This is a genomic window from Pigmentibacter sp. JX0631 (genome assembly GCF_029873255.1).
Taxonomy (GTDB): domain Bacteria; phylum Bdellovibrionota_B; class Oligoflexia; order Silvanigrellales; family Silvanigrellaceae; genus Silvanigrella.
Window position 1 is genome coordinate 1721258 of record NZ_CP123622.1, and the last position, 15620, is coordinate 1736877.

The 15620-nt window shown below is 30.7% G+C and carries 12 protein-coding genes and 1 pseudogene; 1 reads left to right on the forward strand and 12 read right to left on the reverse strand.

Going from position 1 to position 15620, the window contains the following annotated elements:
* Positions 1-173: 173 nt before the first annotated feature.
* From ftsZ to rsmH, 11 genes and pseudogenes are all read right to left on the reverse strand, one after another.
* Positions 174-1241: pseudogene (gene ftsZ, locus QEJ31_RS15745) on the reverse strand (cell division protein FtsZ); the annotation flags it as partial.
* A 41-nt stretch (positions 1242-1282) separates the two neighbouring features.
* Positions 1283-2593, reverse strand: a complete 1311-nt coding sequence (gene ftsA, locus QEJ31_RS07535; protein ID WP_280593169.1) for a cell division protein FtsA — start codon at positions 2591-2593, stop codon at positions 1283-1285.
* Positions 2594-2700: 107 nt separating this feature from the next.
* Entirely contained in the window at positions 2701-3816 is a 1116-nt protein-coding gene (locus QEJ31_RS07540) for a hypothetical protein (RefSeq protein WP_280593170.1), read from the reverse strand.
* The gene (gene murC / locus QEJ31_RS07545) at positions 3803-5212 is read right to left on the reverse strand and encodes a UDP-N-acetylmuramate--L-alanine ligase (protein WP_280593171.1); all 1410 of its coding nucleotides are present in this window, start codon (positions 5210-5212) and stop codon (positions 3803-3805) included. The genes QEJ31_RS07540 and murC overlap by 14 nt, the downstream gene beginning before the upstream one ends.
* Positions 5213-5230: 18 nt before the next feature.
* Positions 5231-6421 (reverse strand): putative lipid II flippase FtsW, encoded by a 1191-nt coding sequence (gene ftsW, locus QEJ31_RS07550; protein ID WP_280593172.1) that lies wholly within the window; start codon positions 6419-6421, stop codon positions 5231-5233.
* 5 nt (positions 6422-6426) lie between these two features.
* A complete protein-coding gene (murD, locus tag QEJ31_RS07555; protein WP_280593173.1) occupies positions 6427-7983 on the reverse strand; it encodes a UDP-N-acetylmuramoyl-L-alanine--D-glutamate ligase in 1557 nt (518 codons plus the stop codon).
* Positions 7984-7987: 4 nt separating this feature from the next.
* Positions 7988-9103 carry a phospho-N-acetylmuramoyl-pentapeptide-transferase gene (mraY, locus tag QEJ31_RS07560; protein WP_280593174.1) on the reverse strand — a complete coding sequence of 372 codons (1116 nt, stop codon included), beginning with the start codon at positions 9101-9103 and terminating at the stop codon, positions 7988-7990.
* Between the two features lie 3 nt (positions 9104-9106).
* Positions 9107-10777, reverse strand: coding sequence for a UDP-N-acetylmuramoyl-L-alanyl-D-glutamate--2,6-diaminopimelate ligase (locus tag QEJ31_RS07565; protein WP_280593175.1), 1671 nt, complete (start codon positions 10775-10777; stop codon positions 9107-9109).
* 1 nt (position 10778) lies between these two features.
* Positions 10779-12659, reverse strand: a complete 1881-nt coding sequence (locus tag QEJ31_RS07570) for a penicillin-binding protein 2 (RefSeq protein WP_280593176.1) — start codon at positions 12657-12659, stop codon at positions 10779-10781.
* Positions 12660-12686: 27 nt separating this feature from the next.
* Entirely contained in the window at positions 12687-12974 is a 288-nt protein-coding gene (locus QEJ31_RS07575; protein ID WP_280593177.1) for a hypothetical protein, read from the reverse strand.
* Positions 12975-12977: 3 nt separating this feature from the next.
* Positions 12978-14051, reverse strand: coding sequence for a 16S rRNA (cytosine(1402)-N(4))-methyltransferase RsmH (rsmH, locus tag QEJ31_RS07580; RefSeq protein WP_280593178.1), 1074 nt, complete (start codon positions 14049-14051; stop codon positions 12978-12980).
* Between the two features lie 158 nt (positions 14052-14209).
* Between rsmH and QEJ31_RS07585 the strand changes: the two genes are divergently transcribed.
* Positions 14210-15046: a LysM peptidoglycan-binding domain-containing protein gene (locus QEJ31_RS07585; protein ID WP_280593179.1), complete on the forward strand. Its 837-nt coding sequence runs from the start codon at positions 14210-14212 to the stop codon at positions 15044-15046.
* A gap of 28 nt (positions 15047-15074) precedes the next feature.
* On the opposite strand, the gene QEJ31_RS07590 is transcribed toward QEJ31_RS07585, so the two are convergent.
* Complete coding sequence (locus QEJ31_RS07590; protein WP_280593180.1) at positions 15075-15617, reverse strand: hypothetical protein; 543 nt, start codon at positions 15615-15617, stop codon at positions 15075-15077.
* Between the last annotated feature and the right edge of the window lie 3 nt (positions 15618-15620).

Sequence of the window (15620 nt, forward strand, 5' to 3'; positions counted from 1 at the left end):
CGATTAAACGGGCTTGGTTGTTGAGCATTATTTATTTGTTGATTAAAAGAAGAATTTTGGTGAATTGGAGAATTCATTTGCCCAGAATTTCTTACTTCATAAGGATTTACGGCTGGAATATTTTGTCCAAATCCTTGTTGAGGACGTTGAGTATTCATATTTCCAAAATTTTGTTGTGCAGGCTGTTGATTAGGCACATTTTGTTGAATGTATGACTGTTGATTATTAGCTTGTAATGCATTAAAACCATGTGCATTTTCAGGAAATGAAACTCTTGCCTGATCAAACCCTGTAGCAATAACAGTGACTCTGATAGTATCTCCCATATTTTCATCAATAACTGCACCGAATATAATGTTAGCTTCTTCATGAGCGGCTTCTTGTATCAAAGTAGAAGCTTCGCTGATTTCGTGGAGCGTCATTGAACTTGTACCAGTGATATTAATTAAAATACCAGTAGCACCCTCAATATCGATATCTTCTAAAAGAGGAGAATTGATTGCTGCTCTTGCTGCTTCTGCGGCTCTATTTGGACCAGTTGCCGTACCAATTCCCATTAGTGCCATGCCCATTTCGGACATAATTGTTTTCACATCAGCAAAGTCAACATTCACTCTACCTGGAATATTAATGATGTCTGAAATACCCTTAACCGCATTTAATAAAACTTCGTCAGCGAGTTTAAACCCTTCCAGCATAGACATTTCTGGAGGAGCAATACTGAGTAGTCTTTGATTAGGAATAGTTATTAAAGTATCAACAGATTGGCGAAGAGATTGAATACCATGTTCTGATTGTTGTTTTCTTCTTTTGCCTTCAAAAGAAAAAGGTTTTGTAACAACACCAACAGTAAGAGCTCCGAGCTCCCTTGCCACTTGGGCAATAATTGGTGCAGCACCAGTACCGGTACCTCCACCCATACCGCCTGTTACAAAAACCATATCTGCTCCACTTAAAACTTCTTGCAAAATTGCTTTGTCTTCTAGAGCTGCATTTCTTCCAACCTCAGGGTTTGCGCCTGCACCTAATCCTTTTGTTAGTTCTCTTCCTAATTGGATTTTAATAGGAGCCAGATTTGATTGAAGTGCTTGTACATCAGTATTTGCAGCTATAAATTCTACTCCACTGAGTCCTGATTCAATCATTGTATTGAGAGCGTTACCTCCACCACCGCCAACACCAATAACTTTTATGATAGCGTTAGATGAGTATTTATTATTCTTCTCCGCTCTTTCACTCATTTTTAAAATCCTCCATTTTCTTTTATTTTAATTATTGTATATTATCTTGAAGCAAAAGGTTCCTTTAATTTATGCCATATTTTTGTTGCAAAGGATCCTATTTTTTTTGTCTCTTCAATTTGAAATGAATTTTGTTCTCCATGAATTGAAGCAAAAAGTGGTGATAAAGTACCAACTCCAGATGCCCAAATAGGAGACTTTAAACCTTCAATTACTCCTGTAATATTTACAGGTAAACCAACTCTAGCATGTAACGAAAAAACTTCCTCTGTAGCTAAAGCCATACCGCTTAGTAGTGCTCCGCCGCCTGATAAAACGATTCCCTTTGAAGTTTTAGTTATTAATTTCGATCTTTTTAAATCAAAATAAATTGTATTTAAAATTTCTCTAACTCTTGGTTCGATTATTTGATTTATTTCTTTTCTGGTCACAAAACGAGTATGATTACCATCAATACTACATATTTCAATTTTTTCATTTTTATCTTTAGCAGAAAACTCAATTGCTTTTCCTAATTCTTTTTTTACTCTTTCTGCTTCTGCCTGAGTAGTTCTTAAACCAATTGATAAATCTTTTGTGATATGATGCGATCCAATAGGATATTCTTTTGAATAAACAGGAATATTTCCAAGATAAACACAAGCATGAGTTAAATGAGCCCCAATTGAAAGTGAAATGCAACCAAATTCTTTTTCATCTTTTGTGAGAACACCTTCCGCAGCAGCTAAAGGCTCGAAAGCAAAACTTTGAACCCTTATACCTGCATTATTACAAGATCTGACAATATTATGCAGATCTGCCTGAGGATAAAATACTCTGTGATGCATTATTGAGAGTTGTGAACCTTGCATGCCAATTGGATTTTGAATTCCATGTTTCCCATCAACAGAATAAGAACTTGGTATCATGTGAATAAATTCATATCCCATGGGAGGTTTTTGATTTCTTACTGCTGCAGAGACTCTTTCTAGATCAGCGGCTTTAATTTCTTCGCCTTTAATATGGCAAGATTCAATATGATTATCAAACTGAGCTGCGCTTCCTGCAATACAGACACGGACAGATTCAATTTCAATTCCAGATTGTCTTTCCACTTCATCAATAGCTTCAAGAATGGAGGAAGTTAAAGCTTCAATACTTGAAACTACGCCTTTTTTTATAGCGCCATTATTATTTAATCTTGCAGCTCCTAAAATTTGTATGCGAGGTAGTTCTCTTTCACCTAGCATTAGAGCATCCGAATTTTGCGAATTGAATGCAATCTTACTTTCGTAACTAGCTGCAATGAGCCCAGTATGTGTAGAGCCTAGTGAAAGGGAAATACAAATATTTTTATTAAGAGATGTTTTCATGTCAATTTAACTTTGCATGCAAAATGTTTAAATAGCATTTTGTGAACGCGCTCTCTTTAAACTTACACAAACAAAAAATAAAAGTCATTAGCAAGTATTAAAAATCCCTACAAAGAAGATTTTGAGTTTAAGCCTTGAGTCTTAAAGCTTGCTTTGTCCGTAAAGTCAAGATCGATTTTATTTGGATAAATTTTTTTATTTCCTAATTCTTTTAGAAGAGTCCTAAGTCGATCTAGTTTTTCTTTTAAATTATTTTCTCCAATCAATGCCACTAAAAAGTCAGTGTCTTGTTGAGTTGTGTTTTGAGATAAAGTTTCTTCACTTTTTCTTTTCTCTTGGTTTTTATTGTTCAATAATTGATTATTTCTAATTATTTTTAAGGTAAAACCTAAATTTGAGTCCCATGATATTTTATTAAGTGTATAGCCAGTACCTAATTTCAAAATTTCAGAATTTATAAATTTAGTTTGAGACAGCAACCAAGTAAAATTAACGGGAGTATTAACATTTGTCTGTTTATTAGTTGAATCTTCGTTATTATTTTTTTTGTTTTTTCCTATGTAATTTTTGGGTTTCCAATTGATTTTTAATTCAGGCGCTTCAAGTTTTATTAATGAATTATATTGGTTTGGATTTGGGTTTTTTGCGATTATTTTCATATTATTACTAATTACATAACGATCGTTGTTTTTTGCTTCAATTAACATAATAGGAATTTGCATGATTGCACTTACTTGCAGTTTACCATCTAAACCTAATCTTATCCAATATTGATCAATTGTATCGATAGAATTCAAAATTTCGTTAACGTTGTTTAAAAAAACAGATCTTTTTTCTTTTTGAATTTTTGCTTTTTCAATTTCAATATAGATAAGTCGGTATAGTTCAAATGTAACTAATTTGTTGTCGGTGTCTACCTGTACCTTTGTGGGTAGAATTTTTTCGCTATAAATATCAACAAAATATAGACTTATTTTAAAACAAAATAATGATATAAATAAAACTGATAAAACATAAGTTAATTTAGGTCTACTTTTTATTGCTTTATACACCACTAAAATTAGATTTCTAATTACTTTTGTTATGGAGAAAAAAAATAAACTATACCAATTGCTTGAATTGCTTATTTTTTTATTTTTTTTTACTCCCTTACGACTTCTTAAGTCAATCTTTTGTGAAGCTAATAAATTAACTTTTTTCTGTTTCTTGTTATTCACATTCAAGATTTAATTTCTCCATTAGAGTATAACCAACTTGTCTAACATCACCTGCGCCTAACGTTAGAACTATTGCTCCTTTTTTAAGATCTACATATTTTAAAATAGATTGTACTTTGTGAACAGCGTCATTTAAATTTTCTGCGACAAATGTTGAATTAGGAGAATTATTGAAACTATTTAACTTTATTTGATGGCATAAACTTGTAGGAGTAATTCCTGGAATTTCATTTTCTCCTGCAGCATATATAGGAGTAACAACTAAATAATCTGCGTCTTTAAAACAATTTGCGAATTCTTCTAACTGATTCTTAACTCTAGAGTACCTATGTGGCTGAAAAATAGCTATGATATCTTTATCTGGAAAACTTTCTTTTGTTCCTTTTAGCACAGTTTCTATTTTTTTAGGATTATGGGCGTAATCATCTACAATTATAATATTACTTTTTTCTCCAATAACTGTATATCTATGTTGCACACCTTCAAACTTTGAAATTGATTCTGATATTTGATTAATATTTAAATCTAAAACTGCCGCCACAGCATAAGTTGCTAAAGAATTTGTTAAGTTATAATACCCAGGCATTTTTAAAGATACATTTGGATATTCTTTACCAAAAAGTTTTGGAATAAAAGTTGTATTTAAACCCGCTGTTTTTTTCTGAATTGCAGTGATATCTGCATCTTGTCTAAGTCCATAAGTTATCAACTTTCTTCTTATCTTAGGCAGTATTAATTGGACGATAGGATCATCAATGCAAGCACAAATTGCTCCATAAAAAGGAACTTTATCAATAAATTTTTCAAATGCTTTAACAATATCCTCAAGGTTTTCATAATGATCTAAGTGATCCCTATCAATATTGGTAATTATAGCAATAGTTGGTGTTAGGCGTAAAAAGCTACCATCACTCTCATCAGCTTCAGCAACAAATAAATCGCCTTTTCCTAATTTTGCATTGCTCTCAAAAGAATTAATTTTTCCACCTATTACTACAGTAGGATCTAAACCAATATCGTGGAGAGCAGAAGCTAATATACTGGTCGTTGTAGTTTTGCCATGTGTTCCAGCTACTATAATTCCATATTTCATTCGCATTAATTCGCTTAACATTTCACTTCTATGAATAATAGGAATCCTAGAATTTTGTGCTTCAATAATTTCAGGATTATGTTTATTTATTGCGCTACTAACAACAAGAACTTGAGCATTTTTAACGTTACTCGAATTGTGTCCAATATAAATTTTTGCTCCCATTTTTTCTAGTTTTTCAGTAATTGGAGTTTTTTTTATATCACTACCAGAAACTTCATAATTAGAATTTAGCAAAACTTCTGCTATACCAGACATTCCGCTTCCTCCAATACCGACAAAATGAACTCTTTTTATTGCATTGAACATAATATTATCTTCCATAAATTAATTATTATCAGTATAAATTCTTCTAGATATTTGGGATAAAAGTCCTATTATAAAAAAATTGGCGACTAGGGCAGTTCCGCCATTAGATATAAATGGTAAAGGTAATCCTTTATTTGGTAAGGCGCCAGCAACCACTCCCATATTTATTACTGTAGTAGTTACAAGCATAGCAAAAGCTCCAGTTGCTAGTAGACGGTCTCTGTGATTTTTTCCAAATATAACAAGTCTTAATATAGCATAATAAAGAACTGAATAAAGAATAGCTAAAACTAATATTCCAATAAATCCCATTTCTTCAGTGATAACAGCTAAAATAAAATCAGTATGAGCTTCGGGTAAAAAGAAAAGTTTTTGTTGACTTTCACCAATACCTCTTCCAAAAAGACCACCATTTGCTACAGCAACAAAACTTTGAATTACTTGAAATCCAGACCCAAGTGGATCTTTAAATGGATCTAGAAATGTCATAATCCGCGATATTCTATAAGGCTCAATTAGAATAGCAGTTGTTAATCCTGTAACTATAAATGCAAAAATACCTGCGAAATATCTTTTAGGTAAACCATTCATAAATAAAATGGCAACAATTCCAGAAATGACAACAACTGTTGAGCCGAAATCTTTTTGCGAAATAATAGCTATAGGAGCAATAAATAATAAAAAAAACTCAATTAAATTAGAATATCTTGTTGGTTCATTTTTTTGGTAGTTACCAGCTGAAGAAGTAAATATCCATGTAAGTAACATAATAGTAAATATTTTTAAAAATTCTGATGGTTGTATTGCTGGCAATGGCCCTAAAGCAATCCACCTAGAGGCACCGCTTACGGTTTTTCCAATAAATGGTAAATGCGTGGCAAAAGTTAAAAGTACAAAAGCAAAAAATAAATGTCTGATATATTTATAATACATCTCAAAAGGAACTTTAGCTCCTATAATTGCAGCAGCTACAGCAGGAATTAAATAAATAGCCTGCCTTTTAGCGTAGTAGAATTCAGTTCCAAAATGCTGCGATGAATATACTGATGAAGAACTATAAACAAATAAAATTCCAAAACCTGTTAGGGCAATAACCGGAACCCATAAAACATTTCCACCATAAGTGATCCAAGTGCTAATTTTTTGAGAATCTAAATTATTAGGATCAGATTCTTTCTCGCTATACTTATTTTCATTAATGTTATTCACAGTTTTTATCCTTTTAAATGTGATAACGCCCAACTCCGAAAGATATTTCCTCTATGCTCAAAATTTTTGAATTCATCAAAACTGCTACAAGCAGGAGATAATAATATTATTTCATTATCTTGAGCTTCTGTTAAAGCAAGATCAGCGGCTATTATCAATTTTTCAGAAGTATTTGCTATATAATTTTTAAAATCTTTTAATTCAGCTACTATTTGGGGAGCGGCTTGTCCAAATGGATATATTTTTACCACATTTCGTCCAAAAAAATCGGCTATCGGAAGGTAAGAATCTCCTTTAGCTTCGCCCCCTATTAAAAGTCTAATCGGGTTGTTAAAAGATTTTAATGCGACTAAAGTACTTTCCACATTTGTTGCTTTGGAATCATTAATTATTAATAAATTTTTTTGATATTTGTTTTCATCAATATATGTTTGATATTTTAAATTAATTTTTTCTAATCTATGCGGTAAATGTTGATAGTTTGTTGAAGTTTCTTCCCATTGATTTAGTATTTGTTCTTCCGACATACCTAAATACAATCCGCATAAACTAGCAGCAAGAATATTATACATGTTATGTTTACCTGGTAAACAAGGTTGTTTAATAATCCAAGTAGTTTTTCCTGTAACTGAATTAAACTGAATTTTTAAAGAATTATTACTAAAATATATTGCTTTAACTGCTAAGTATTGATTTGGTAATAATATTGAATAAATATCTAAGTTTTTTAAATTTTTATAGAGTGCATTAGGAAGAATTTTAGAATTGTAAAATCGTGAATAATTTATAATTGATTTTTTCATTTCAGAAAATTCTTTAGTATCATCATCGAGAATAATTATTTTGGCTTTTGGCATTGATAGACCATGTAAAATTGCTAGTTTTAAAACTTCTTTTTCAATTATTACATAACCATTGTCGTCAGTTAGTAAAACGAGTCTCCATTTTGCTTTTAAATATTCGGAAATATTTTCGTATCTTTGTAAGTGGTCATTTTGTATATTTAAAAAAATAGAACAGAATGGTTTTAAAGTCAAAGTTGATTCTAATTGATAGCTACTTAATTCAATTACATAAGTATTTCTGTCGTTTGAATTTAAAATAACTTCAGATAAAGATATTCCAATGTTCCCACAAGCAACTGCTTTATAATCTTTATTTAAAAGTTGTGATAAATAATTTGTAGTTGAACTTTTTCCATTCGTACCAGTTACAGCGATAATTTTATGTGTTTTTGGTATAAACCATGAGGCTGCTTCTATTTCGCTTATGACAGGAATATTATTACATTTACAAGCTAAAATTAAAGGATTATTTAATAATATACCAGGTGAAATAATTAAAATATGACAATTTTTAATTAATTTATCTGAATCTTGAAATGATTCTTCAAAAGAGATTCCTAATTCCTTAAGTTGTGTTTTAGCATTGTCTTGTATTGTTTTTTCTTCAATTAAAAATACATTAATACTATTTTTTTTTAATAATTTAGCAATAGCAATTCCGCTTACTCCAGCTCCTGCAACATAAAAATTTAAATCTTTTAAATCTTCAATAGACATTAATTTACCTTAATTTAAGAGTTAGAATACTAAGTAAGGCAAGAATAAAACTTATAATCCATATTCTTACAGTTATTTTTTGTTCTGGCCAACCTTTTTTCTGATAATGATGATGAACTGGTGCCATTCTAAAAACTCTCTTACCTCTTGTTTTAAAAGAAGCAACTTGGATAATAACGCTTAGTGCTTCTGCAACAAATATTCCTCCCATTAGAACTAGTAAAATTTCATGACCTGTAATAATTGCAACAGTTCCTAATATTCCACCTAAAGCTAATGCGCCTGAATCTCCCATGAAGATTTGAGCGGGAAATGTATTATACCAGAGAAACCCAATAGAAGCTCCAATTAGAGCTGATAAAAAGACACTAATTTCACCAGAACCAGGAATAGAATGATAAATTAGATATTTTGATATAACAATATTACCCGTTACATAGCTAAGAATTGTTAATGTTAAAGCACAAGTTATTACTGGTCCTATTGCAAGACCATCTAAGCCATCTGTTAAGTTAACAGCATTACTAGAACCTACTATTACTAATATTGCAAATGGAGCGTAAAAAATTCCTAAGTTTATTACTAAGTTTTTAAAAAATGGAATATTTACAGAAGTCGGATTAAGCACATAAGCAGAAGGGTTTGAAATTTGTAAAGCTGTCCACAAATGCCAAGTAACAGCAATAGTTCCAAAAAATAATAAGCCAATCATTTTCTTTTTACTAGACAATCCATCAGTATTTTTCTTTGAAATTTTAAGATAGTCATCTATAAAACCAATGAAACCATATCCAACAGTAACTATAAGTAGAGTTGTAAAATGCCGATTTGTAATATCCATCCACAGAAACGCACTGAATAAAGTTGCAAAAATAATAACAACTCCCCCCATAGTTGGAGTTCCTTTTTTTTGCATTTGTTCTTCCAATCCTAATTCACGAATAGGTTGGCCAGCCTTTAGTGATCGTAACAACCGTATTGCCTTGGGATATAGCAGCATTGATACTATTATACTTGTTATTAAAGCTAGAATAGTTCTGCTTGAAAGATAAGAGAATGCTTTTAATCCTGAAAGTTTAGGATTAATCATAATTAATTTTATTATAAGTAAGTAAAGCATTTCTTAAAACTTCTCCTTTTTTAAAATAGATAATGCAATTTGAGGATCAGAAAAAGGAAATTTCTTATCACCTATTATTTGATAATCCTCATGACCTTTACCTGCAACTAAAACAATATCAAATTCAGTGCTTGAGTTGATTGCTAACTCAATTGCTTTTTTGCGATCTTTTTCACGAATACAATTCTCAGAGTTTGTAGTAATTCCAGAAAAAATGTCATCAATTATAAGATCAGGATCTTCAGTACGTGGGTTATCAGATGTTACTATAACTCTATGTGATAAACTTGTAGCTATTTGTCCCATTAAAGGTCTTTTACTTTTATCACGATCTCCACCACAACCAAAGACGGTAACAAGATTTCCTTTTTCTTCAGTTTTTAAAATTTCTAAACAAACATGAATAGCTTTTTCTAATGCGTCAGGTGAATGTGCATAATCAATTATAACAGTTGGTTGGTTCATTATTTCTTTTTCAGAATCTTTTACTACTTCTAATCTTCCAGGTATATTTTTTAAATTAATTAGACTTTCACAAATAGATTCAATTTCAAATTCTTTATAAATCATAGCAGCAACTGAGCATAATATATTGTATAGCTGAAATTGACCTATAAGAGGAGTTTTAATTTCAAATTCTTTTATTACTTTTTCTTGGTCTTTAAAAATAATAGAAGCGAAGTTTCCCGATAAATTAGATTTTGAGTCTTTGATTTCAATATAAAAAATATTTTTAAATTGGTTTGAATATTTTTCAAAAAAAATTTTATTTTGCTGTGCTTCTCCAATTCCTATAGCTGTTCTGCTTGGCGATTTAGCTGCTTCACAAAAGAAATTCCATTCAGAATTATTTAAACAAAAAATAGCACATCCATTATGCTTTAAATGCGATTTGAATAGCCTTAATTTTGCATCTCTATATGATTCCATAGTTCCATGATAATCTAAATGATCTTGAGTTAAATTAGTAAATATTGCTATATCCACTAACCATTTTCCAATTCTATTTTCACTTAAACCATGAGATGTTGTTTCCATAATAATTTGATTAATATTAGAGGTGTTGCAGTAATTTAATATTTGAAGAAATGTAGGATAGTCTGGTGTTGTAACATGTGAAGATTCAATAAATTTGTCTTTTATTTGCAAACCTAAAGTACCAATTCTTAATGAACTTTTCTTTGTCACATTTTCGTAAATTTGTGAACAAATTTGTACTGTAGAGGTTTTACCATTTGTGCCAGTTACTGCAATCGTATTAAATTTCTGATTATCAATTTTGAAAATAATTTCTAAAATTTTATTAATACTTTCTTCCATATTTTCAACTACTAAAAAGAACTCATGTGATAATATATTACTTGTAACTTCATCACTAAGTCTGTTTTTCGAAGCAAATAGCATTAAATTTTTCTTAGTACTTACTATGTAATTATTTGAATTTAGTATTTCCTCAATTAAAGAATTTCCATCAAATTTATTTCCAACTCTTGCAAAATAAACAAAAGAGTTTTCTATATAAGTATTTGTATTTTTCTTGTATTTGTGAAGTTCTTTTGAGTTTATAACAATTTCAAATTTATCTTCTTTAGAATTTTTAACTTTTTTACTAGTTATTCTATTAAGCTCTTCTGCTGTGCAATGCGGTGTTTGTAAAATTATTGAATTTAGCATTTTAGTGTTCCTGACGAGAATTTCTTTCGGACTGAATTGGTGCTAAAGCTGACTTTTGTAATTTTAATTGAATTTCAGAATTTTGTTTATATTTGTTCTTTAAATAAGCATTTTCGTATGGAATAACATTAAATATTCCTCTTGAGTTGAGATAATTCACCGTTCTTTTTCCTATATCTGCAAACACTGGTCCAGCTAATGGACCCCCATATGCTGGTCTTACTCCAGCTTCATCAATGACTACAACAATAACTAATTTAGGATTATCTGAGGGTATAACTCCTTCAAAAACAGCTGTTCTTCCAGAATAAGCATGATCTTTTTGTGACCAAATTTGGGCTGTTCCGGTTTTACCAGAGACCAAAATCCCAGGAATACGAGCTGGAGAACCAGTCCCCCCCTCTTCTTCTACAACTGATTCCATCATTTTCGCTATTTTTTGGCTAGTTTCGTTTGAGATATATTTCAAAGGAGGGCCAATAAAATCTGAATTTTTATTTGTGTTAATAGAAATTAGATTAACTCCATGATCAGCTCCATCTCCTACAATGATTGATAATGCATGTGCTAGTTGTAGAGGTGAAATAGCAAATCCTTGTCCAAAAGCCATATTTGCAAAGTTCATTTCTCTCCATAAATTTAAGTTTTTAATTCTTCCATTCCATTCCCCTGGTAAGCCTGTTCCAGGGGCTCTGCCAAAGCCAATTTTCATTAAAGAATCATAGAAAGTTTCACGTCCTATTTTTTGAACTACTTTATAGGCTCCAATATTACTGCTTACCTTCAAAACTTCTTCAGGTGTAATCCAGCCATGTGGATGAGTGTCATGGATGATTCCTCCTGGGAGAGACATTTGACCATTTTCCGCATAAACTTTAGTTTCTTGATTGATAACTTTAATATCAAGAGCTTTTGCTATCCACATAGGTTTTACAACTGATCCTAATTCAATAGCATCCATAACTGGTCTAAATCTTCTTGCAGAAGGATCATTTTCGGGGGGATTATTTAAGTCGTAACTGGGATAACTAGCTATGGCTAAAAGCTCTCCTGTTTTTACATCCATAACAATTGCGCTACCACCTTTGGCTTTAGCTTTTAACACCCCTTCTTTTAATGCATTTTGAGTAAATTCTTGAATGGAAAGATCTATTGATAGCTTTAAGTTTGGAGCTTTTTGTTCTGGTTTAGAAGCATCATTTGGTACTGACATGACAAGTCTTCCACGCGCATCTTTCATTACTTCAGATTTTAAAGGTTTTAAATTTAGTCTTGAATTATATATTTTTTCAATTCCTTCTAAACCATTTCCTTCTGAGCCAACAAAACCAATAAGTTGTGCAGCAAGATCTTTTTCTGGATAAAATCTTTTTGATTCATCAATAATACCAATGAAATCTTGCCACTTTTTTAGTGAACCCATTTTATGAAATTCATTGAAACTAATTTGCCTTTTTAGCCAAATAAAATTTCTTTTTTCTGTTGAATATTTCAGTAAATCTTGCAGAGGAATATTTATTTGAGTTGCTACTTTAGTCAGTATTTGAACATCATTTGGCATTTTTTTTGTCAGTAAATAAATACTTGGTCTTGCAATACTTACTGCTAATATTCGCCCATTTCTGTCGGTAATTGACGCTCTTGGTGGAGCTATCATAAGATTTGTTTCAAATTGTTTGGAACCTGTTGAAATTAATTTATTTCTTAAGGGAGTAGGAAAGAATGTTATCCAAGCATATCGTGTTAAAATTATAATTAAAAAAGAACAATATATGAGACTCATCACATATGCTCTTACTTTATAGTTTACAATACGTTTATTATCTGTTTTTTGAAAGCCTAATAAAAATTTAGAAAGTCCTAATAATGTTTTTATTTTCATGTTTTATTACCTTCTAAAACAAAAAAATTATTCGGCTCGTAAAACACGTTTAGGATCTGGTAAAATATATCTAGATTTACCATTTATATCTTTTTGCGAAAGTAAATTATCTCTAACACTTTTTTCGGTAGCGGCAAGTTCAGATTGAAGCTCAACTTGTCGTTGCCTAAGCAATTTTTCTTTCGCTTTAAGACTTGCTATTTCGTATCCTACTGAATAAGTTTTTGATCTCATTGTTATAACTATTATACCTACAATAATGGTTAAAAAAATAATTGCAATAATGGCATCGAAACCTTTCAAAAATTTTAACACTTTCTATTCCTCTTTTATATTAGAAAATTCAAAACATCTTAATCTTGCTGATCGAGATCGTGAATTTTCATTACATTCTTTGTCTGAGGCTGTTATGCCTCCTCTAGGAATTTCTTTTCCAAAACCTTTTGTTTGATTTTCTTCTAAAAGGAGCTGCATATGCAAGGGGAGATGAAACTCTTTCTGCGTATTCATTTTTTCATTAGCATTTTTACCTTTTTGCCAATTTCTCATAGCATGTTTGACTAGTCGATCTTCAAGTGAATGGAATGAAATAAAAGCTACTTTCGCAAAAGAACTGACTATTTTGGGAATGTCTTCAAGAAGATTATGAATTGAGTCCAACTCTTGATTAACTTCGATTCTTAGAGCTTGAAATGTGCGGGTTGCGGGATGAATTCGGCTATTGGGGTAAGAAAGAACTCTTTTCACATAATCAGCAAATTGAGTGGTTCCTTCTACGGGAAGAGTTCCCTTTTTTCTATCAAAAATAATTGCTTTTGCTAATTTTCTAGCTTTGGGTTCTTCACCGTAATCAAAAAAAATTTTAGTGAGTTCTTCTTCTGAGTATTCTTCTAAAATAATTTTTGCTGTTAATTCTGAATTAATATCCATTCGCATATCTAAGGGACCAGAGTGCATTAAAGAAAAGCCTCTTTGACCAACGTCTAATTGAGGTGAGCTTACTCCAAAGTCAGCATATAAAGCATGGATTTTTTCACCTTTAAATTTGGTGTCGATAATTTCTTTAATATTTCGAAAATTTGTATTTTCATAAAAAATACTTAAATTATTGCTTTCTAGGGCGTATTTCTTCAATTTATTTCTTGAATATTCTATTGCATTTATATCTTGATCAAAAAAAATAAAGTTTTTTTTAAAATTTTTAAGTAATGGATTGCTTATAATATTATTTAAGAGTGCTTCCGCATGACCTCCTCCACCTAAGGTTGCGTCCACAAAATTTAATGTTTCTAATGAATTTTTTTCGATATGAGTCAAAAGTGACTGTGTAGGAAGGATGTTTAATATTGTCTCATTTTTTAGAACAGAAAAATGATTAAATGTAGAACTCATTGAAGCCTCTTTAATAGAATGCAAAAAAAACCGTACAATCTTTAACATTTAGTCAAAAGTGTGGCACAGTCATTCGTGCCTAAATCATTTAACTTCAAATTCTTAAGACCGATAATGATCGTGAAAAAGAGATCAACGGTTGTAGAAAGAAAATTGCCATGATTACAAGATTTATGCAAAAAATGGCTGAAAAAAATAAGAAATTAGTTTTTCTAATTTCTATAGTTATTTTATCACTATCTGTCTTTAGTTGTATGACAAGATCAGGTCAAATTGAAGATCAAAATGTAAATGAAGCCAAGTTGGATGTTTTAGACAATAAAGATAACCCAGATTTTGCTGAAGGCCTTTTACCTCCAACAAATCAGAATATTTTATTACCCTACTATGTACAAGCTGGAGACAATTTAGCTAAAATATCAAAGAAAATATATGGAAAAGCAAGTAATTGGAAAAAAATAGCTGAATTAAATAAGCTTTCAGATGCTAATAGAATATATGCGGGAGATGTTATTTATTATCAATTAAGTAGTGACTCGAAAATGTTTGCTGAGAAGTATGAAAGTGCCCCAAAAGCTAAAATTATAGTAAAAAGAGGAGATACGTTAACCAGCATTTCAAGAGCGGTTTTTGGAAAAGCAAAGGATTGGCGTGTTCTGTGGAAAGAAAATCCTCATATAGTAAATCCTGATAGAATTAAAGAAGGTGTTGCAGTATATTTTAGACCAAAAGCACTAACCGCAGACATCAAAGGTTATGGAATACCTGAACAAAAGGCAAAAGCTAGTGATCAAGTAGCATCCGAAGATAAAAAAGAAAATACTGTGTCTGTTAAAGAAACAGAAAATCCAAAAGATAAAGTTGAAGATAAAAATAAAGGAAATATAAATAATAGTAATTCATTAAGTGAAGAAGACTTAAAAGCTATTCAGTCAGGTACTTCAGAAAACTTTGTTCATCCTGAAGATAATCCTAAAGAAAGAAATGATGAGTAGATTTATATGCAATTTTCGAAGATATAATTTATTCATTCTCATCTTTTTTAGTCAATTGTAAATTGCGAAAATTCAAAACTCGTTTTGAAATAATTAAGTAATCAGCTAATTCTTTTAATTTATCATTTTCAAATTGTACTTCTTCTTTAGCATGAGGATTTATAACATGAAAATGTGTAATATGAGCGTCGCTAAAAAATCTTTTAATATAATCATATTCATCTACAAACCGGATATCATCAATTACGACAAAATCTAAATTACTATGAGATTTATGATAGTTAATTACATCTATAAGCTCTTTTGCCCAGTATGTAGAGTTTTTTATCTTTCTTTCTGTTCCTCTATCAATTAACATTTCATGAACAGATTTATTTGTTTCAGCGACAATAGTATATGTTTTATATCGTGGTTCTTTGTTATACCAGTCATATTTAGGATATTCTTTTTCTAGTTCTTGTCTTATCATATTTGCAACTGAAAATATTTGTGGCAAACCACTTGCAATTTTTTTTGCTAAGTAAGTTTTACCAGCACCATGTCCATCACCTGATATAAATATGATACGCATATT

Bases quoted from the DNA above. Each gene is read 5' to 3' on its own strand.
- rsmH (WP_280593178.1), bottom strand. From the start codon at position 14,051: ATGAGTTCTACATTTAATCATTTTTCTGTTCTAAAAAATGAGACAATA.
- QEJ31_RS07565 (WP_280593175.1), bottom strand. From the start codon at position 10,777: ATGCTAAATTCAATAATTTTACAAACACCGCATTGCACAGCAGAAGAG.
- ftsA (WP_280593169.1), bottom strand. From the start codon at position 2,593: ATGAAAACATCTCTTAATAAAAATATTTGTATTTCCCTTTCACTAGGC.
- QEJ31_RS07570 (WP_280593176.1), bottom strand. From the start codon at position 12,659: ATGAAAATAAAAACATTATTAGGACTTTCTAAATTTTTATTAGGCTTT.
- mraY (WP_280593174.1), bottom strand. From the start codon at position 9,103: ATGCTTTACTTACTTATAATAAAATTAATTATGATTAATCCTAAACTT.
- QEJ31_RS07585 (WP_280593179.1), top strand. From the start codon at position 14,210: ATGATTACAAGATTTATGCAAAAAATGGCTGAAAAAAATAAGAAATTA.
- murD (WP_280593173.1), bottom strand. From the start codon at position 7,983: ATGTCTATTGAAGATTTAAAAGATTTAAATTTTTATGTTGCAGGAGCT.
- murC (WP_280593171.1), bottom strand. From the start codon at position 5,212: ATGTTCAATGCAATAAAAAGAGTTCATTTTGTCGGTATTGGAGGAAGC.
- QEJ31_RS07590 (WP_280593180.1), bottom strand. From the start codon at position 15,617: ATGCGTATCATATTTATATCAGGTGATGGACATGGTGCTGGTAAAACT.